The 20202-nt window shown below is 61.6% G+C and carries 17 protein-coding genes; 9 read left to right on the forward strand and 8 right to left on the reverse strand.

Annotated features, from left to right (window positions below):
* Positions 1 to 35 precede the first annotated feature (35 nt).
* Complete coding sequence (locus tag AC06G5_RS05240) at positions 36 to 221, forward strand: hypothetical protein (RefSeq protein WP_413425737.1); 186 nt, start codon at positions 36 to 38, stop codon at positions 219 to 221.
* A gap of 230 nt (positions 222 to 451) precedes the next feature.
* Here the strand turns inward: AC06G5_RS05240 and AC06G5_RS05245 are convergent, their stop codons facing one another.
* The 8 genes from AC06G5_RS05245 to AC06G5_RS05280 all read right to left on the reverse strand — a co-directional run bounded on the left by AC06G5_RS05245 (position 452) and on the right by AC06G5_RS05280 (position 10536).
* Positions 452 to 1936: an APC family permease gene (locus AC06G5_RS05245; RefSeq protein ID WP_413425735.1), complete on the reverse strand. Its 1485-nt coding sequence runs from the start codon at positions 1934 to 1936 to the stop codon at positions 452 to 454.
* 260 nt (positions 1937 to 2196) lie between these two features.
* Entirely contained in the window at positions 2197 to 3621 is a 1425-nt protein-coding gene (locus tag AC06G5_RS05250; protein ID WP_413425733.1) for a gamma-aminobutyraldehyde dehydrogenase, read from the reverse strand.
* Positions 3622 to 3786: 165 nt separating this feature from the next.
* The gene (locus AC06G5_RS05255) at positions 3787 to 4596 is read right to left on the reverse strand and encodes an ABC transporter permease (RefSeq protein WP_413703500.1); all 810 of its coding nucleotides are present in this window, start codon (positions 4594 to 4596) and stop codon (positions 3787 to 3789) included.
* The gene (locus tag AC06G5_RS05260) at positions 4586 to 5533 is read right to left on the reverse strand and encodes an ABC transporter permease (protein ID WP_413425730.1); all 948 of its coding nucleotides are present in this window, start codon (positions 5531 to 5533) and stop codon (positions 4586 to 4588) included. Before AC06G5_RS05260 ends, AC06G5_RS05255 begins: the two co-directional genes overlap by 11 nt.
* Position 5534: 1 nt before the next feature.
* Complete coding sequence (locus AC06G5_RS05265; RefSeq protein ID WP_413425728.1) at positions 5535 to 6572, reverse strand: ABC transporter ATP-binding protein; 1038 nt, start codon at positions 6570 to 6572, stop codon at positions 5535 to 5537.
* Between the two features lie 209 nt (positions 6573 to 6781).
* The gene (gene ydcS / locus AC06G5_RS05270) at positions 6782 to 7933 is read right to left on the reverse strand and encodes a putative ABC transporter substrate-binding protein YdcS (protein WP_085715741.1); all 1152 of its coding nucleotides are present in this window, start codon (positions 7931 to 7933) and stop codon (positions 6782 to 6784) included.
* An 83-nt stretch (positions 7934 to 8016) separates the two neighbouring features.
* On the reverse strand, positions 8017 to 9516 hold the full coding sequence (locus AC06G5_RS05275) for a gamma-aminobutyraldehyde dehydrogenase (RefSeq protein WP_413703499.1): 1500 nt from the start codon (positions 9514 to 9516) through the stop codon (positions 8017 to 8019).
* Positions 9517 to 9621: 105 nt separating this feature from the next.
* The gene (locus AC06G5_RS05280) at positions 9622 to 10536 is read right to left on the reverse strand and encodes a LysR family transcriptional regulator (protein WP_480459057.1); all 915 of its coding nucleotides are present in this window, start codon (positions 10534 to 10536) and stop codon (positions 9622 to 9624) included.
* 206 nt (positions 10537 to 10742) lie between these two features.
* Between AC06G5_RS05280 and AC06G5_RS05285 the strand changes: the two genes are divergently transcribed.
* From AC06G5_RS05285 to AC06G5_RS05320, 8 genes are all read left to right on the forward strand, one after another.
* Positions 10743 to 11435, forward strand: a complete 693-nt coding sequence (locus tag AC06G5_RS05285; protein ID WP_413425724.1) for a tellurite resistance TerB family protein — start codon at positions 10743 to 10745, stop codon at positions 11433 to 11435.
* Between the two features lie 235 nt (positions 11436 to 11670).
* Positions 11671 to 13293: a methyl-accepting chemotaxis protein gene (locus tag AC06G5_RS05290; RefSeq protein ID WP_413425722.1), complete on the forward strand. Its 1623-nt coding sequence runs from the start codon at positions 11671 to 11673 to the stop codon at positions 13291 to 13293.
* Positions 13293 to 13829, forward strand: coding sequence for a chemotaxis protein CheW (locus tag AC06G5_RS05295; protein WP_413425720.1), 537 nt, complete (start codon positions 13293 to 13295; stop codon positions 13827 to 13829). The genes AC06G5_RS05290 and AC06G5_RS05295 overlap by 1 nt, the downstream gene beginning before the upstream one ends.
* Complete coding sequence (locus AC06G5_RS05300; RefSeq protein WP_413425718.1) at positions 13826 to 15097, forward strand: CheR family methyltransferase; 1272 nt, start codon at positions 13826 to 13828, stop codon at positions 15095 to 15097. The genes AC06G5_RS05295 and AC06G5_RS05300 overlap by 4 nt, the downstream gene beginning before the upstream one ends.
* A complete protein-coding gene (locus AC06G5_RS05305; protein ID WP_413425716.1) occupies positions 15094 to 15774 on the forward strand; it encodes a chemotaxis protein CheW in 681 nt (226 codons plus the stop codon). Before AC06G5_RS05300 ends, AC06G5_RS05305 begins: the two co-directional genes overlap by 4 nt.
* Entirely contained in the window at positions 15771 to 18041 is a 2271-nt protein-coding gene (locus AC06G5_RS05310; RefSeq protein WP_413425714.1) for a hybrid sensor histidine kinase/response regulator, read from the forward strand. The genes AC06G5_RS05305 and AC06G5_RS05310 overlap by 4 nt, the downstream gene beginning before the upstream one ends.
* On the forward strand, positions 18038 to 19048 hold the full coding sequence (gene cheB, locus AC06G5_RS05315) for a chemotaxis response regulator protein-glutamate methylesterase (RefSeq protein ID WP_413425712.1): 1011 nt from the start codon (positions 18038 to 18040) through the stop codon (positions 19046 to 19048). The genes AC06G5_RS05310 and cheB overlap by 4 nt, the downstream gene beginning before the upstream one ends.
* A 48-nt stretch (positions 19049 to 19096) precedes the next feature.
* Positions 19097 to 20098 carry a diguanylate cyclase domain-containing protein gene (locus AC06G5_RS05320; protein ID WP_413425710.1) on the forward strand — a complete coding sequence of 334 codons (1002 nt, stop codon included), beginning with the start codon at positions 19097 to 19099 and terminating at the stop codon, positions 20096 to 20098.
* The last annotated feature ends 104 nt before the right edge of the window (positions 20099 to 20202 follow it).

Raw genomic sequence — 20202 nt, forward strand, 5'->3', positions numbered from 1 at the left:
TGCAGTTTTCTTTGACGTTCAGAAGGACATCGTCCATGTCGAAAGTACAGAACATCGCCGAATTGTTGGGAATCCTTCCGTGTCTGGCCATGGGGCGGCGAAGACGCCGGCTCAATAGCGAGGAAATGAAACTGGTGGAGCGCTACCGGGAACTGTCGGAGAGTGACAGGGTTGCGATGAGGTATCTGGTGGACGCGATGAGGAGTGTTTCGCGGTTCTGAGTGGACCTGATCACCGTGAAAGCCATTTGGCTTTTTCGGTGGTCAGGCCCTGCATTAGCGTGCAATGCCCGAGTCGATCGCCTGGTTGAGCAATGTAGGAGCGAGCTTGCTCGCGATGAATTCAAGAGCACCGCGTATAGCCAGTGAACCCGCGTAATCGTTAACGACCATCGTCGGATCGCCGCCCGGAGCTTGCTCGCTCCTACAGTTTTTTCACGGGGCGATGTTCGTCAGCGACTGACCTTCCACGCATCCCCTGCAGGCGCCGTGCCGTGGTCATACGGCTTGGCGATCCACATGTAGAGCAAGCCCAATCCGATCACGATGGCGGTACTGAGCACCATCGCGTAGTTGATGTACCACGCGGCATCCGGCGTACGTGGCCAGGCCATGTTGATGATGGCTCCGACACCATAGGCCAGCGCGCCGATGTTCACCGCCCAGCCCCAGGCGCCGAGGGTGAATTTGCCGCTCGGTTTCCAGCCCTTCATGCGGGCGTACAGGGCCGCGAGCACAATCATCTGGAACGCCAGGTAGATGCCGATTGCCGCAAAGCTGACGATGGTGGCCACCGCGTCTTGCAGGAAGAAGCCGAGGATGATGATCAGTGCCGGCAGGACGCCGGACACGAACAGCGCGGCAACTGGAACCTGAGTCGTAGGGGAAATCGTCTTCAGCAGTCGGCTGCCGATGACCATTTCATCACGGGCGTAGGAATACAGCAGACGACTGGCTGCTGCTTGCAGGCTGATCACACAGGAGATGAAGGAAATCATCACCACACCCATCACCACTTTCGAACCGATTGGTCCAAACGCGTTGTTGAGGATGGTGGTGACTGGGTCCTTGTCGGTGCCGTCGATCACCGCTTGCATGTCCGGCACGGCCAGGATCAGCGCCAGGCAGGCGAACATTGCCGCGATGCCGCCGATGTAGATGGTCATGCGCATGGCCACCGGAATTTTCTTGCTCGGGTTCGGGGTTTCTTCGGCCACATCGCCGCAGGCCTCGAAGCCGTAGTACAGGAACATCCCCGCCAGCGAAGCGGTGAGGAACGCTGGCAGGTACGAGCCGTCGACGCTGATGTCGAAGGTGTTGAACAGCACGCTGATCGATTGATGACGCTCGAAAATCAGCAGGTAAACACCCACGATCACGGCACCGACCAGTTCGCACAGAAAACCGAACATGGCGATCCGCGCCAACGCCTTGGTGCCGCTGAGATTGACCAGAGTGGCGAACAGCGTCAGAAACAGGGCAATAATTATGTTCGTGTTGTTGCTCGGTTCAAAGCCCATCATGGCGGCGAGGTACGGACCGGCACCCACGGCAACCGCCGCGATGGTGACGCACAGGGCGATGGAGTAGATCCAGCCGACCATCCACGCCCAGCGCTTGCCCACCAGACGGCGGGCCCATGGGTACACGCCGCCGGAAATCGGGAACTGCGATACCACTTCGCCGAAGATCAGGCACACCAGCAACTGGCCACAACCGACCAGCAGATAGGCCCAGAACATCGGTGGCCCGCCAGCAGCGAGGCACAGGCCGAACAGGGTATAAACCCCTACGACCGGGGACAGATAAGTGAAGCCCAGGGCGAAGTTTTCCCACAGGCTCATGCTGCGATTGAAGTTGGAGGTATAGCCCAGTTTGCGTAGCTGCTCGGCATCGCTGTCGGCAACGGCTGCTGAGAGATCGGGTGATGCACTCATGTGTATTTTCTCCGGAAAATCGGCAGATTTCGGATGTCCGAAACCGTGGCGGGGCCTTGAGGGCACCGCCCGGATCGGTGGTTATTGTTTTGTCTTCTTTGGGGTGGAGCCTGGTGGTGCGTGTTGCCGGTTTCTGCCCTGAAACCGAGGTGAGACCTTCGCTGTAGGAGCGAGATTGCTCGCGAAAAACCTGAGGACACCGCGGGGCGTCAGGTTTCCCGCGTCAACGTTGACGTCCATCGCGAGCAAGCTTGCTCCTGCTAGTGCTTGAACATCACATGCCGTACGACGCTGTAGTCCTCCAGTCCGTACATGGACATGTCCTTGCCATAACCAGACAGCTTCTGACCGCCGTGAGGCATTTCGCTGACCAGCATGAAGTGCGTGTTGACCCAGGTGCAGCCGTAATGCAAACGGGCTGACAGACGATGGGCGCGGCCGACATCGGCGGTCCATATGGAAGAGGCCAGGCCGTAGTCCGAATCGTTGGCCCAGCCCAGCACTTGTGCTTCATCGGTGAATTTGGTCACCGATACCACCGGCCCGAACACTTCGCGACGGACGATTTCGTCATCCTGCTGCGCATCGGCCAGCACCGTTGGTTCGAAGAAGAAGCCATTGCCTTCCACCGCCTTACCCCCGGTGATCAGGCGGATGTGCGGCTGGGCCACGGCGCGTTCGACGAAACCGGCGACACGGTCACGATGTTGCGCGGTGATCAGCGGGCCGAGTTCGGTCGACGGATCATCCTGCATGCCGTACTTGATGCTGCTGACGGCGGCGCCGAGTTTCTCGACGAACTTCTCGTAGATGCCTGCCTGGGCATAGATACGGCAGGCAGCGGTGCAGTCTTGGCCGGCGTTGTAGAAACCGAAGGTGCGGATGCCCTCGACAGCGGCATCGATGTCGGCGTCGTCGAAGATGATCACCGGGGCTTTGCCGCCCAGCTCCATGTGCATGCGTTTGACGGTGTCGGCGGTGCTGGAAATGATGTTCGAACCGGTGGCAATCGAACCGGTCAGCGAGACCATGCGCACTTTCGGGTGAGTGACCAGCGGGCTGCCGACGGTAGGACCACGGCCGAACACCAGGTTGAGTACGCCGGCCGGGAAGATATCCGACGCCAGTTCGGCCAGGCGCAGGGCGGTCAGCGGAGTCTGTTCCGATGGTTTGAGCACCACGGTATTACCGGCGGCCAGGGCCGGGGCGATTTTCCAGGCGACCATCATCAATGGGTAGTTCCACGGCGCGATGGAGGCGATCACGCCCACCGGATCGCGGCGGATCATTGAGGTGTGCCCCGGCAAGTACTCGCCACCGGCCGAACCGCTCATGCAGCGGCTGGCGCCGGCGAAGAAGCGGAACACGTCGGCAATTGCCGGGATTTCGTCGTTCAGCGCAGCGCTGTAAGGCTTGCCGCAGTTGTCCGATTCCAGTTTGGCCAGCTCCTCGCCATGGGCCTCGATGGCATCGGCGAGTTTGAGCAGCAGCAGCGAACGCTCTTTCGGCGTGGTCTGTGACCAGCTGTCGAACGCGGCGTCGGCGGCGCGCACGGCGGTATCGACCTGGGCTTCGCTGGCTTCGTTGATTTCCACCAGCACACTGCCCAGCGCCGGGTTGAACACAGGTTGGGCGGGGCCTTCGCCGTCGAGCAATTGGCCGTTGATCAAGAGTTTGGTTTGCATGTTCATGTCCTCTTTGGTGCTTTTATTGTTCTGTCGGAACCCGAACCTGTAGGAGCGAGCTTGCTCGCGAAGGATGCAAGGGCACCGCGTGCATCCAGGCAACCCCTGTCATCGTTAACGTTTTTCGCGAGCAAGCTCGCTCCTACAGGAGATGTTGGTTGTCAGTTACTTACCGCCACTCCCCGCAACGCTTTCACCGCCACGGGTCAGGTAATAGGCGCCGAGGATCGGCAGCATGGTCACCAGCATCACCAGCATCGCCACGACGTTGGTCACCGGCACGTCCCGTGGGCGGCTGAGCTGGTTGAGCAGCCACAGCGGCAGGGTGCGTTCATGGCCGGCAGTGAAGGTGGTGACGATGATTTCGTCGAACGACAGGGCAAACGCCAACATGCCGCCGGCCAGCAACGCCGAGCCGAGGTTCGGCAGGATGATGTAGCGGAAGGTCTGCCAGCCGTCGGCGCCGAGGTCCATCGAGGCTTCGATCAGGCTGTGTGAAGTACGGCGCAAGCGGGCGATGACGTTGTTGTAGACGATCACCACACAGAAGGTCGCGTGACCGACGATGATGGTGAACATCCCCGGTTCGATTCCCAGTGTCTTGAAGGTCGCCAGCAGCGCGATCCCGGTGATGATCCCCGGCAAGGCGATCGGCAGGATCAGCATCAGCGAGATGCCCTGCTTGCCGAAGAAATCCCGGCGGTACAGCGCAGCCGAGGCCAGCGTGCCGAGGATCATGGCGATCAGGGTGGCAATCGAAGCGATCTGCAACGACAGCTTGATCGCTTCGAGCACGTCCGGCCGCGAGAACGCCACACTGAACCAATTCAGGGTGAAGCCCTTGGGCGGAAAACTGAACGCCGCGTCTTCGGTGTTGAAGGCGTACAGGAAGATGATCAGGATCGGGAAGTGCAGGAACAGCAATCCGCCCCAGGCTGCGATGCGCAGGCCTATGGAAGCTTTCTCAGAGTGCATCGAAGGCCCCCAGTCGTTTGACGATGGACAGGTAGATGGCGATCAGCACGATCGGCACCAGGGTGAAGGCAGCGGCCATTGGCATGTTGCCGATGGCACCTTGTTGGGCGTACACCATGCTGCCGACGAAGTAGCCGGGCGGGCCGACCAGTTGCGGCACGATGAAGTCACCCAGGGTCAGCGAGAAGGTGAAGATGGAACCGGCGGCAATGCCCGGCACCGACAGCGGCAGAATCACTTGCATGAAGGTCTGGCGCGGCTTGGCACCGAGGTCGGCGGAGGCTTGCAGCAGCGATGGCGGCAGGCGCTCCAGCGAGGCCTGGATCGGCAGGATCATGAACGGCAGCCAGATGTAGACGAACACCATGAAGCGGCCCAGGTGCGAGGTCGACAAGGTGCTGCCGCCAAAGCCCGGAATGCCCATCACCAATTGCAGGAGCGGTTCCAGCCCCAGATGCTGCACGAACCACTGCGCCACGCCGCCCTTGGCCAGCAGCAGCGTCCAGGCGTAGGCCTTGACGATGTAGCTGGCCCACATCGGCATCATCACCGCGATGTAGAAAAACGCCTTGGTCTTGCCCGTGGTGTAGCGCGCCATGTAGTAGGCAATCGGGAACGCTACGATGGCGCTGGCGATGGACACGACAATCGCCATGCCCAGGGTGCGCAGGATGATGTCGAAGTTCGACGGCTGGAACAGCGCGGTGAAGTTCGCCAGGGTCAGGTCAGGGGTGACCGCCATGGTGAAGTCATCGAAGGTGTAGAAACCTTGCCACAGCAGAACCAGCAATGAACCCAGGTAGATCGCGCCGAACCACAGCAGCGGCGGTACCAGCAGTAGCGACAGGTAAAAATTCGGCCGGCGATACAGCAGGTTGGAAAACCTGCGCAGCAGCGAGCCGCTGGCCGGAGATTGAGGGATAGCCACGGTGTTCATCTCACACCCCGCCTGCAACGGTATCGTGCAATGGAATCATTGCCTCGCGCGCCCAGCGTGCGCTGATGCGTTGCCCGGTCTGGTGCTGTGTACTGGTGTCCAGCCATTGGTTGTTGGCCTTGCTGATGTTCAGGGTCTGGCCGTTTTCCAGTTTCAGCTCATAGCGAGTTGCACTGCCTTGGTACTGGATGTCATGTAGCAAACCGCTGACTTCAATCTCGTGGTTGGCCAGCGGGCCGTCGGCGAATCGCACGTGTTCCGGACGAATCGAGAACGGCTGCGGGTTGCCGCTCAACTGCCTGGCCAGGTCGCCACGAATCACGTTGGAGGTGCCGACGAATTCCGCCACGAAGGTGGTGGCCGGTTTCATGTACAGGTTGCGCGGGCTATCGACCTGTTCGATGCGTCCCTTGTTGAACACTGCCACGCGGTCGGACATCGACAGCGCTTCGGTCTGGTCGTGGGTTACGAAGATGAAGGTGATGCCGAGCTGGCGTTGCAGCTTTTTCAGTTCGCCCTGCATTTGCTCGCGCAACTTCAGGTCGAGTGCACCGAGGGGTTCGTCGAGCAGCAGTACCCGTGGGCGGTTGACCAGGGCGCGGGCCAGGGCCACACGCTGGCGCTGGCCGCCGGACAGTTGCACCGGCTTGCGGTCGCCGTAGCCGCCGAGGGCGACCATGTCGAGGGCTTCTTCGGCGCGCTTCTGGCGTTCGACTTTGCCGACGCCTTTGACTTTCAGTCCATAGGCGACGTTGTCGCGAACGTTCATGTGCGGGAACAGCGCGTAATCCTGGAACACGGTGTTCACGTCACGCTGGTAGGGCGGCAGCCCGGCGGCTTCGGCGCCATGAATACGGATGGAACCTGCGCTCGGTTGTTCAAAACCGGCGATCAGGCGCAAGCAGGTGGTTTTGCCCGAACCGGAAGGCCCCAGCATGGAGAAGAACTCGCCGTCCTGGATGTCGATGGAAACCCGGTCGACGGCTTTCACTTCGCCGAACTGACGGGAAACGTTGGTGAACTGGACTGCAAGTGTCATGGCGCGGTGCTCCAAAAAGGCGAAGGCCGTCGCAGCGGCCCTGCCTGGACTTCTGAAAAATCTGAATCGAATACGCTGTGCTGGCTGTGGAGAGCCCCTGTGGGAGCGGGCTTGCTCGCGAATGCGGTGTGTCAGGCAACATCAATGCTGGATCTGATGGCCTCTTCGCGAGCAAGCCCGCTCCCACAGGGACGGTGTCAGTTCACAAACTATCTGCCGCCCATGATCGCGATGTAGTCCTGGGTCCAGCGGCTGTACGGCACGAACTTGCCGCCTTCGGCCTGCGGGGTTTTCCAGAAGGCGATCTTGTCGAAATTGTCGAAACCGTTGGTCTTGCAGCCCTCGGCGCCGAGCAATTCGCTACCGGTGCATGCTGCCGGGACTGCCGGCAACGAGCCGAACCACGCCGCAACATCACCCTGGACTTTCGGTTGCAGCGACCAGTCCATCCACTTGTAGGCGCAGTTCGGGTGCTTGGCCTCGGCGTGCATCATGGTGGTGTCGGCCCACCCGGTGGCGCCTTCTTTCGGGATGGTCGAAGCGATTGGCTGTTTCTCGTTCATCAGGCCGTTGACCTGATACGGCCACGCGCCTGAGGCGACCACGCCTTCGTTCTTGAAGTCGCTCATCTGTACCGTGGTGTCGTGCCAGTAGCGGTGAATCAACGGCTGCTGGGCGCGCAGCAGATCGAGCACGGCCTTGTACTGGGCTTCGGTCAGTTCGTAGGGGTTCTTGATGCCCAGTTCCGGCTTGGCGGACTTCAGGTACAGCGCCGCGTCGGCGATGTAGATCGGGCCGTCATAGGCCTGCACGCGACCCTTGTTCGGCTTGCCGTCCGGCAGGTTTTCCGCATTGAACAGCACGCCCCAGGTGGTGGGCGCGGTCTTGAATACATTGGTGTTGTACATCAACACGTTCGGGCCCCACTGATATGGGGTGCCGTAGGTCTGCTTGTTGACCACGTACCACGGTCCGTCCTTGAGGCGTGGATCGAGGTTTTTCCAGTTCGGGATCAACGCGGTGTTGATCGGCTGCACACGCTTGCCGACGATCAGGCGCAGGGAGGCGTCGCCCGATGCCGTCACCAGATCGTAACCACCCTTGGCCATCAGGCTGACCATTTCATCGGAAGTGGCCGCGGTCTTGACGTTGACCTTGCAGCCGGTTTCCTTCTCGAAACCGGTCACCCAGTCGTAGGCCTTGTCGCTCTCGCCACGTTCGATATAACCAGGCCAGGCCACAATATCCAGTTGGCCTTCGCCCGCCCCGACAGCTTTGAGCGGCTCGGCGGCCTGGACGCTGGCGCTGGCCAGCAGCGCGGTGGTGATTGCACTGAGCAGTGCGGTCTTGTGCACGAACATGGGAATTCCCTCTTCTTTAATTATGGTCGGGGCAGTGTCTTGAACGTGGTGATGCAGGTCTTGGTGCCTTGTTATTAGCTTAGTCAGAGATGCTCGCCGTGGCGGGCCATGATGTGCCGCACCACGCTGTAGTCCTGAAGCGAATCACTGGACAGGTCCTTGCCGTAGCCCGAACGCTTCAGGCCACCATGGGGCATTTCGCTGACCAGCATGAAATGGCTGTTGATCCAGGTGCAGCCGTACTGCAGGCGCGCCGCGACCTGCATGGCCTTGTCGAGGTTCTGGGTCCAGACCGACGAGGCCAGGCCGTATTCCGAATCGTTGGCCCAGTCCACCGCTTGTTCCAGTTCATCGAAACGGGTCACGGTGACCACCGGACCGAACACTTCGCGCTGGACGATCTCGTCACTTTGCTTGCAACCGGCCAGCAGGGTCGGCTGGTAATAGAACCCGGCGCCGGAATGCACGGCTGCACCGGTGACCCGTTCGATGTGCGGCTGGCCGAGGGCGCGCTCGACAAAACTGGCCACGCGGTCACGCTGGCGGGTGCTGATCAGCGGGCCGATTTCGTTGTCGGCGTCGCGTTTACCGGCGAAGCGCAGGCTGCCGACGGCCGCGCCGAGTTCGGCCACCAAACGGTCGTGAATCCCGGCCTGGGCGTAGATGCGGCAAGCGGCGGTGCAGTCCTGGCCGGCGTTGTAATAGCCGTAAGTGCGCACGCCCTCGACCACAGCCTGAATGTCGGCATCGTTGCACACGATCACCGGGGCCTTGCCGCCGAGTTCGAGGTGGGTACGTTTGAGCGTTTTCGAGGCGGCCTGGAGGATTTTTTGCCCGGTGACGATATCGCCGGTCAGCGACACCATGCGGACCTTCGGATGGCTGACCAAATGGCTGCCGACGCCTTCACCACCACCGCAAATGATGTTGATCACACCCCGTGGCAGGATCTCGGCCAGCGCCGGCGCCAGGGCCAGAATCGACAGCGGGGTGTGTTCCGACGGCTTGAACACCAGCGTGTTGCCGGCGGCGAGGGCCGGGGCGATTTTCCACGCGGCCATCATGATCGGGTAGTTCCACGGCGCAATCGACGCCACCACCCCGATAGGATCGCGGCGCACCATGCTGGTGTAGCCCGGCAGGTATTCGCCGCTGAGCTGGCCGGTCTGGCAGCGCACGGCACCGGCGAAGAAGCGGAACACGTCGATCGTGGCATTCAGGTCATCCTGACGGGCCAGGTGCAACGGCTTGCCGCAGTTCATGGATTCGAGGCGGGCCAGCAGGTCGGCGTTTTTTTCGATGGTGTTGGCGATGTCCAGCAACAGGTTCGAACGCTGCTGCGGTGTGGTGCGTGACCAGCTGGCAAAGGCACGATTGGCTGCGAGGATCGCGGCTTCGACCTGCTCGGTGCTGGCTTCGGCGATCCGGGTCAGGACTTCCCCGGTGGCCGGGTTGAGAATCGGCTCGACGCAGCCTTGGCCGGCGACTAATTCACCATCGATCAACAATGCGGTGAACAACGGGGTCTGCGCACCAGCCATTTTTCGGGTTCTCTTTGCTTGTGTGGCTTGTTGTGTAGACATGGCAGCGCTCCCTGTGACCGGGGGCCGGCTGTCTTTATTAGATGTAACAAGACTAGTGCGCGGCCCCGAGGACAACAAATACTAAATACTGAACGTGGCGTTCGATTAAATAGATGGCTTGCGCCCGCCGTGGGGTTGTTCGCGGGCGACCGTGAGGAACGGGTCCACCAGCGCCGGCCGCGCCGTGCCGCGACGCCACGCCAGGCCGACATCGAGGGTCTGGCTCAGGTCGGCAATCGGCCGGGCTTCGATGATGTCGCCCTCCAGTGACCATGGGCGATAAGTCATGTCGGGCTGGATCGACACCCCCAATCCGGCGGCCACCAGGCTTCGCACTGCCTCGGTCGAGGCCGTGCGCAGGGTGATGCGCGGTTGCAGCGAAGCGGCGGACCACATGCGCTGGGCGTTGCGGTCCATTTCATCGACGTTCAGTTGAATCAATGGCTCGCGGGCGACGTCGGCGAGGTTGATGCTGTCGTGTTCCAGCAACGGGTGTTGGGCCGGCAGCCAGAGCCGGTGCGGCGAATGGGTCAGCACTTCAGTCTGCAGGGCGTGGCGGTCTTCGAGGTTCGAGAGGATCAGCACGCCGACATCGATCTCGCCGCTGACCAGCAAATGCTCGATGTACGGGCGCTCATCTTCCATCACGCGGATTTCCACGTTGGGGTAGGCGCGCTGGAAGCGCGTGAGCAAATCCGCCAGGTAATAACCGGCCACCAGGCTGGTCACGCCGACGATCAACTGCCCGGCGACCTGGTCGGTACTTTGTTGCAGGCTGCGTTTGGCGTTGTCCACGGTGGCCAGGATCAAGTGCGCCTGACGCAGGAATTGATGCCCTTGGTGGGTCAGGGTCATGCCCTTGGCGTGGCGGCTGAACAGGCTGATGCCGATTTCTTCTTCCAGTTGCTGGATGGCCAGGGTCAGGGTCGACTGGGAAATGAACGCGGTTTGCGCGGCGGCCGAGATCGAGCCGGTCTCGGCCACGGCAATGAAATGACGGATCTGGCGCAAGGTCATCATGGGAAAGCACCCGGTGGGCTGTTTTTATCGATTTGCGAGAGTGTATATCGTTTTTTTTGAAAGGCCGCTTTATGGGAGGCAAGCGTCAAGCGGCAAGCAGAAAGTCTTGAGCAACATCTCGAAGCACTCTTGCGAGCAGCCATCGGGGGCTTTCCATCTAGGCTGGTGGCCTTGGTTTCAGGCTTAACGTCTAGTGGAGGCGGTGAATGAACACCCGTGGATTGCTCGATCAACTACTCAAGTCCGGCCAGGACCTGTTGCAGAACAAGGCCGGTGGCTCGCAGCAAAAGGGCGCGAACGCTGGCACAGGCGCCCTTGGCAGTCTGCTCTCCGGCGCGAGCGGCGGGGCATTGGCGGCAGGCGCCATGGGCTTGCTGCTGGGCAGTAAAAAGGCCCGTAAGGTCGGGGGCAAGGTCGCGGTCTACGGCGGTCTCGCCGCATTGGGCGTGCTGGCCTATAAAGCCTACGGCAACTGGCAGTCACAGCAGGGCGGTGCAGCCGGTGCGGAGCCGCAAACCCTGGACCGGGTACCCGCCGCGCAAGTCGAGTTGCACAGTCAGGCGATTCTCAAGGCGTTGGTGGCGGCGGCCAAGGCTGATGGGCATGTCGATGAGCGCGAGCGTGCCTTGATAGAAGGTGAATTCACCCGGCTCGACAGCGATCAGGAACTGCAACACTGGCTGCACGCCGAGCTCAACAAGCCGCTGGACCCGAGCGATGTCGCCCGCGCCGCCCGCTCCCCGGAAATCGCCGCCGAGATGTACATCGCCAGTGTGATGATGGTGGACGAGGAAAACTTCATGGAGAAGGCCTACCTCGACGAGCTGGCGCGGCAGCTCAATCTGGAACCGGGGTTGAAGGTCGAGCTTGAGAAGCAGGTTCGCCAGGCTTCCCTGTAAACCTGTAGGAGCGGGCTTGCCCGCGATGGTGGTCATTCAGTCAGTGAATGGCTGTCTGACACTACGCTTTCGCTGGCAAGCCGGCTCCTACAGGGTTCTTCGCCGGACTCAAGAATTGCGTACGACGCAGACCAGACTTTTCAATGGGATGAGAAGTGGTACGCATCCGTCTTATAACTGAAACACCGCCCTCGGCTATACTCCCCGCATTTCGAATCGGACCCGAGGATTGACTGTGAAGAACTGGACGTTGCGCCAACGCATTTTGGCGAGTTTTGCGGTCATTATCACCATCATGTTGCTGATGGTGGTCGTCTCGTATTCCCGACTGTTGAAGATCGAAAACAGCGAGGCCAGCGTGCGTGAGGACGCTCTGCCAGGGTTGTATTACAGTTCGATGATTCGTGGCGCGTGGTCCGACAGTTATGTACGCATTCAGGCCATGCTCGGCCTGGAGGAAGGGCAGGGCTTCTCTGCCGAGGATGCCGCGAACTTCAAGGGCTTCGCTGAGCGGTTGAAAGAGCAGATGGACCTCTACCGTACAACGATTACCGACGAAGAAGACAGGGTCGATTACGCAGCCTTCGAAAAACTTCATGAGGACTACCACCGGATTCTGGCCGAGGTGATCGAGTTGTATAAACGCAACCAGAACGCCGAGGCCGTTAACATGTTCAAAGGTGAACTGACCCCGACCTGGACAGCGGGTCGAATGAAGGTCAATGACATCCTGCGTCATAACAAGACTGTGGCGGACACAGAAATCGCGGCCATTGATGATGCGGTGCTCACCGCCAAAGTCATCATGGGCATTTCCCTGGCGATTGCGGTACTGGCCGCCGCCCTCTGCGGCCTGTTGTTGATGCGCGCCATCATGGCGCCGATGAACCGCATCGTGAAAATCCTCGAGATCATGCGCACCGGTGACCTCAGCAGCCGCCTGAACCTGGAGCGCAAGGACGAATTCGGCGCGGTGGAGACCGGTTTCAACGACATGATGACCGAGCTCACTTCTCTGGTGTCTCAGGCCCAGCGCTCGTCGGTGCAGGTGACCACGTCGGTGACCGAGATCGCCGCGACATCCAAGCAGCAACAGGCCACCGCCACGGAAACCGCCGCCACCACCACGGAAATCGGCGCGACCTCCCGTGAGATCGCCGCCACTTCCCGGGACCTGGTACGCACCATGACCGAGGTCTCCACCGCCGCCGATCAGGCTTCCGTGGCCGCCGGTTCCGGGCAACAGGGCCTGGCGCGCATGGAGGAAACCATGCACTCGGTGATGGGCGCGGCCGATCTGGTCAACGCCAAGCTGGCGATCCTCAACGAGAAGGCCGGCAACATCAATCAGGTGGTCGTGACCATCGTCAAGGTCGCTGACCAGACCAACCTGTTGTCGCTCAACGCTGCCATCGAGGCCGAGAAGGCCGGGGAATACGGACGCGGTTTTGCCGTGGTCGCCACCGAAGTGCGGCGCCTGGCGGACCAGACGGCGGTGGCCACCTACGACATCGAGCAAATGGTGCGCGAGATCCAGTCGGCGGTATCGGCCGGGGTCATGGGCATGGACAAGTTCTCCGAAGAGGTGCGTCGCGGGATGTCCGAGGTACAGCAGGTCGGCGAGCAGTTGTCGCAGATCATCCATCAGGTTCAGGCGTTGGCGCCGCGGGTGCTGATGGTCAACGAAGGCATGCAGGCCCAGGCTACCGGTGCCGAGCAGATCAACCATGCACTGGTGCAGTTGGGCGATGCCAGCAGCCAGACGGTCGAGTCTCTGCGCCAGGCCAGTTTCGCCATCGATGAGCTGAGCCAGGTCGCCGTAGGGCTGCGCAGCGGCGTTTCGCGATTCAAAGTCTGATGAGCGAAATCACGGCCAAACGCTCTGTCGTGAAGCAGGCGCCGCATGCATTGTTTCTGGTGTTTCGCATCGGCAGCGAACGCTATGCCTTGAAGGCTATCGAAGTGGCCGAGGTGCTGCCGCGCCTGCCATTGAAGCCCATTCCCCATGCCCCCGCCTGGGTCGCCGGGGTGTTCGCCTATCGGGGTGCCGTGGTGCCGGTGATCGACTTGAGCGCACTGGCGTTTGGTACGCCTGCACAGGCCCGTACCAGCACTCGATTGGTGCTGGTCAACTATCGCCCGGATGAAACCTGCGAGACACAGCTGCTCGGGCTGATTCTGGAGCAGGCGACCGACACCTTGCGCTGCGATCCGGCGGATTTTCAGCCCTACGGCCTGGACAATCGCCAGACGCCTTACCTCGGGCCGGTCCGCAAGGACGAGCAGGGCTTGCTGCAATGGGTACGGGTCAGCGATCTGCTGGAGGATCAAGTGCGCGCATTGTTGTTTCCCTCGCCGCCAATGGATCCGGCGCTGCTGGAGGAACGGCCATGAACAGCGATCAGCGTTTTTTCGACTTCCTCAAGGAACGTATCGGGCTCGACGTGACCTCGGTGGGGCCGGCGATCATCGAGCGAGCGGTGCGCCAGCGCAGCATCGCTTCGCAAGCACCCTCGGCCGATGAGTATTGGCGAACCTTGCAGGGCTCGCGGGACGAGCAGCAGGCATTGATCGAAGCGGTGATCGTTCCGGAAACCTGGTTCTTCCGGTATCCGGAATCATTCGCCACGTTGGCGAAACTGGCGAGCAAGCGCCTGGTCGAGATCAACAACCTGCGCGCACTGCGGATTCTCAGTTTGCCGTGCTCCACAGGCGAAGAACCGTACTCGATCGCCATGGCGTTGCTCGATGCCGGGCTCCAGCCACACCAGTTCAAGGTCGACGGCATGGACGTCAGCCCGTTGTCGGTGGAAAAAGCCAGACGAGCCTTGTACGGCAAGAATTCCTTTCGCGGTGACGACATTGCGTTTCGTGACCGCCACTTCATGGCCGAGGGCGATGGCTATCGTCTGAACCCGCGTGTGCAGGAGCAGGTGCGCTTGCAGGTCGGCAATCTGCTGGATCCGGCGTTGCTGGCCGGTGAGCCGCCATTCGACTTCGTGTTTTGTCGCAACCTGCTGATCTATTTCGACCAGGCGACCCAGAAGCAAGTCTTCGAAGTGCTCAAGAGCCTGACCCACGTTGACGGCGTGCTGTTTATCGGCCCGGCCGAGGGCGGTCTGCTGGGGCGTCTGGGGATGCGCTCGATCGGTATCGCGCAGTCCTTTGCGTTCAGTCGACAGGGGACTTCGGACCCTGAACCCTTTCCGGCATACGTTCCGGCACCATTGCCCGTGCCGCAACCGCTGCGTACTCCACCGCCTGCGCCAGTGCGCAGTCGTCCATTCGCCAGTGTCGTGCCGCTGGCTGCTGCGCCGAAAGCGTCTGGTACCGATACGGCCGTGCTGCTGGCGAACATCGCCGCGCTGGCCAACGAAGGCAAAAGCGCCGAGGCGAGGGCTGCGTGTGAAAGCTATTTGCGCAGTCATGAACCGGTAGCCCAGGTGTTCTATTGGCTGGGGCTGCTCAGCGATGTCGCCGGGAACGTCCTGGAAGCCCAGGGCTTTTATCGCAAGGCGTTGTACCTCGAACCGCAATATCCCGACGCGTTGATGCACCTGGCCGCGTTGCTGCAGGCCCAGGGCGACGCGGCGGGGGCCAGACGATTGCAGGCGCGAGCCGTGCGCAGCGCGCGCGCCGCCGACAGTGAGCGTAAACGATGATCGCCTCCGACACCTTTAGCGTCACCCGGGATGCCCAGGCCATCGACGACTGCTGGAACCGTATCGGTATCCACGGCGACAAGTCCTGCCCGTTGCTGGCCGAACATGTTCATTGCCGCAATTGTGCGGTGTATTCGGCGGCCGCCACACGCTTGCTCGATCGCTATGCATTGCAGCAGGAAGATCGCGGGCCAGTGTCCGTCGCGGTCGAGAACGAGGTAAAAACCCGTTCGCTGTTGATGTTCCGTCTGGGGGAAGAGTGGCTGGGCCTGGCTACGCGTAGTCTGGTCGAGGTGGCGCCGCTGCAAGCGATTCACTCCTTGCCGCACCAGCGTTCCCGCGCCTTGCTCGGCGTGGCGAATGTGCGCGGCGCGCTGGTCGCCTGTCTGTCACTGGTGGAGCTGCTTGGCCTCGACGGCACCAGCAACGTGGCACCCGGTACGCGGGTCATGCCGCGCATGCTGATCATCGCGGCCCATGGTGGGCCGGTGGTGGTGCCGGTAGACGAAGTCGACGGGATTCACGCCATCGACGAGCGCATCCTCGATACCGCATCGCGCTCGGGTGCTCAGGCCAGCGCCAAATACACCCGTGGCGTGCTGCCATTCAAAGGTCGCAGCCTGCGCTGGCTGGATGAAGAACAGCTGCTGTCCGCCGTGACCCGGAGCCTCACATGACCCCCGAGCAAATGCGCGACACCTCTTTGCTGGAGCTGTTCAGCCTGGAGGCCGAAGCCCAGACCCAGGTCTTGAGTGCCGGCCTGCTGGCGCTTGAGCGTGACCCGACCCAGGCCGATCAGCTTGAGTCGTGCATGCGTGCCGCGCACTCGCTCAAGGGCGCGGCGCGGATCGTCGGCGTCGATGCCGGGGTCAGCGTTGCCCACGTGATGGAAGATTGCCTGGTCAGTGCCCAGGAAGGGCGCCTGTCGCTGCGCCCCGAGCACATCGATGCGTTGCTGCATGGCACCGATTTGCTGATGCGCATCGCCACGCCGGGCAGCAACCCGGAGGTTGCGGACATCGAGGCCTATGTGGCGTTGATGACGCTGTTGCCGAACTCTGCGGGTGCGCCGGGTGCGCCTGCTGCGCCGGTGATGTCCGAACTTCAGCTCGAAGTATCTGTGCCCGAGGTTGAGCCGGTGGCGCCTGCCGCCGAACCGCCACCAGCCTCGCGCAGCGCACGCACCACCGAAAATGGCGAGCGAGTGTTGCGTGTCACCGCCGAGCGCCTGAACAGCCTGCTCGATCTGTCGAGCAAATCCCTGGTGGAAACCCAGCGGCTCAAACCGCACCTGGCGACCATGCAGCGACTCAAGCGCATGCAGAGCAACAGCCTGCGAGCGTTGGAGAGTCTCAATGTTCACCTCAAGGATCACGCCTTGAGCCTGGAAGTGCAGGAAACCCTTGAGGACGCGCGTCGTTTGCTCGCGCAATCCCAGCAGTTGCTCATGGAAAAGAACGCCGAACTCGATGAGTTCGCCTGGCATGCCAGCCAGCGGGCGCAGGTGTTGTACGACACGGCGCTGGCCTGTCGCATGCGGCCGTTTGCCGACGTGCTGACCGGGCAGGTGCGGATGGTCCGCGATCTGGGGCGCGACCTGGGCAAACAGGTGCAGTTGGTGATTGAAGGCGAGAAGACTCAGGTTGATCGCGACGTACTGGAAAAGCTTGAAGCGCCACTGACTCACCTGTTGCGCAATGCGGTAGACCATGGCATCGAAACCCCGGAGCAACGCCTGCTGGCAGGTAAGCCGGCTGAAGGTCTGATTCGCCTGCGAGCTTCGCATCAGGCCGGTCTGCTGGTGCTGGAATTGAGCGATGACGGCAACGGCGTGGACCTGGAGAAGGTTCGTCGCAGCATCGTTGAGCGAAATTTATCGCCCGCGCAAACCGCCGCGCAGTTGAGCGAAGAGGAGTTGCTGACGTTCCTGTTCCTGCCCGGTTTCAGTCTGCGCGACACGGTCACCGAGGTGTCCGGTCGCGGCGTCGGCCTGGATGCGGTGCAGCATATGGTGCGGCAGTTGCGCGGCGCGGTGGTGCTGGAGCAAAAGGCGGGCGAGGGCAGTCGTTTCCACCTTGAAGTGCCACTGACCCTGTCGGTGGTGCGCAGCCTGGTCGTGGAAGTCGGCGACGAAGCCTATGCCTTCCCGCTGGCGCACATCGAGCGCATGTGCGATCTGGAGCCGGCGGATATCGTGCAGGTCGAAGGTCGTCAACACTTCTGGCACGAAGGCCGGCATGTCGGCCTGGTGGCGGCCAGCCAATTGCTGCAACGCCCGGCCAGCCAGAACAGCGGGCAAACCCTGAAAGTCGTGGTGATTCGCGAGCGCGATGCGATCTACGGCGTGGCGGTGGAACGGTTTATCGGTGAGCGGACGTTGGTGGTGCTACCGCTGGACGAGCGTCTGGGCAAGGTGCAGGACATTTCCGCCGGGGCCTTGCTCGACGACGGTTCGGTGGTGCTGATCGTCGATGTCGAAGACATGTTGCGTTCGGTGGAAAAACTGCTCAATACCGGGCGTCTGGAGCGCATTGCCCGTCACGGCAATCAGGTGGTCGAGGCGGCCCGCAAACGAATTCTGGTGGTGGATGATTCCCTGACCGTGCGAGAGTTGCAGCGCAAGCTGTTGCTCAATCGCGGATACGACGTGGCGGTTGCGGTGGACGGCATGGATGGCTGGAACGCGTTGCGTTCGGAGGATTTCGATCTGCTGATCACCGACATAGACATGCCGCGCATGGACGGCATCGAACTGGTCACGCTGCTGCGTCGGGACAATCGCCTGCAGTCGCTGCCGGTGATGGTGGTGTCCTACAAGGATCGTGAAGAGGACCGGCGCCGTGGACTGGATGCCGGGGCCGACTATTATCTAGCCAAGGCCAGTTTTCATGACGACGCCTTGCTCGATGCAGTGGTCGAGCTCATCGGAGGAGCGCGTGCATGAGGATCGCAATCGTCAACGACATGGCCATGGCGGTGGAGGCCCTGCGCCGCGCCCTGGCATTCGAGCCGGCGCACGAAGTGGTCTGGGTCGCGGGCAATGGCAAGGAGGCGGTGCAAAAGTGTGCCGAACAGACGCCGGACCTGATCCTCATGGACCTGATCATGCCGGTGATGGACGGGGTGGAAGCCACCCGGCGGATCATGGCCGAAACGCCCTGCGCCATCGTCATTGTCACTGTGGATCGGCAACAGAACGTGCACCGGGTGTTTGAAGCCATGGGCCACGGCGCGCTGGATGTGGTCGACACCCCGGCCCTCGGTGCCGGCAATGCCCGGGAGGCGGCAGAACCGTTGCTGCGCAAGATCGCGAACATCGGCTGGCTGATCGGTGACAAAAGTAATCAGCCGCGATCAATGCCTGGCCCGCCACGCGGTTCGGCCTCGCGCAAGCGCCTGATTGCCATCGGCTCCTCCGCGGGCGGACCGGCAGCGCTGGAAGTCTTGCTCAAGGGACTGCCGCGTGATTTCTCTGCGGCCATCGTGCTGGTGCAACACGTTGACCAGGTGTTTGCCGCTGGTATGGCCGAGTGGCTCGGCAGCGCCAGCGGCCTCGACGTGCGCCTGGCCGAGGAAGGCGAGCCGCCGCAAAGCGGCACGGTATTGCTGGCCGGCACCAATCACCATATTCGCTTGCTGAAAAACGGCACGCTGGCCTACACCGCCGAGCCGGTCAACGAAATCTACCGGCCCTCCATCGATGTGTTCTTCGAGAGCGTGGCCAGTCACTGGAACGGTGACGCCGTGGGGGTTTTGCTCACCGGTATGGGGCGTGATGGCGCCCAGGGGCTTAAACTCATGCGCCAACAGGGCTACCTGACCATCGCACAAGACCAAAGCAGCAGCGCGGTATACGGCATGCCTAAGGCGGCCGCGGCTATCGATGCTGCCGTAGAGATTCGCCCGCTGGAAAAGATAGCGCCACGATTGCTGGAGATTTTTCCAAAATGACTATCATTAGCAGCAATCCTGGCACAGGCAGTTCTCAGGTGAACGCACATGAATGAATTACAGCTCGACGACTTCAAGACTGACGAAAATGCTGCCATGGTGTTGTTGGTGGACGATCAGGCGATGATCGGCGAGGCAGTACGGCGCGGGTTGTCGAACGAGGAAAACATCGACTTCCACTTTTGCGCCGATCCACACCAGGCCATCGCCCATGCAGTCCGCATCAAACCGACAGTGATCCTGCAGGATCTGGTCATGCCCGGCCTTGACGGTCTGAGCCTGGTGCGCGAATACCGCAATCACCCGGCGACCAAGGACATTCCGATCATCGTCCTGTCGACCAAGGAAGACCCGCTGATCAAGAGCGCGGCTTTCGCGGCCGGGGCCAATGATTATCTGGTCAAGCTACCGGATACCATCGAACTGGTCGCGCGCATCCGCTATCACTCGCGGTCCTACATGACCTTGCTGCAGCGGGACGCGGCGTACCGGGCGTTGCGGGTCAGTCAGCAGCAGTTGCTCGACACCAACCTGGTGCTGCAACGCCTGATGAACTCCGATGGCCTGACCGGGTTGTCGAACCGTCGGCACTTCGATGAATACATGGAGCTGGAATGGCGCCGTTCGCTGCGTGAGCAGAGCCAGTTGTCGTTGCTGATGATCGATGTGGATTACTTCAAGACCTACAACGACACTTTCGGCCACCTGGAAGGCGACGAGGCCTTGCGCAAGGTCGCCACGGCGATCCGCGACGCCAGTGCCCGGCCGTCCGACCTGCCGGCCCGCTATGGCGGTGAAGAATTCGCCCTGGTGCTGCCCAATACCTCCCAGGGCGGTGCGCGCCTGGTGGCGGAAAAACTACGCATGACCGTGGAGGCCTTGAAGATCCCCCACAGCTCTCCGAGCGAAGGGTCGAGCCTGACCATCAGCATCGGTCTGGCGACCATCACCCCGAAAACCGGCAGCAATTGCCGTGACCTGATCCTGGCGGCGGACAAGGGGCTGTATCTGGCGAAGAACAATGGGCGCAACCAGGTAGGTATCGGCTGAACAACCTTCCTTTGTAGGAGCGAGCTCGCTCGCGATGGTCGTTAACGATGACGATGGCTATCTGAATAAACGCGGTGCCTGAGCGTTTTTCGCGAGCGAGCTCG

The organism is Pseudomonas sp. WT-JTC (assembly GCF_056711565.1).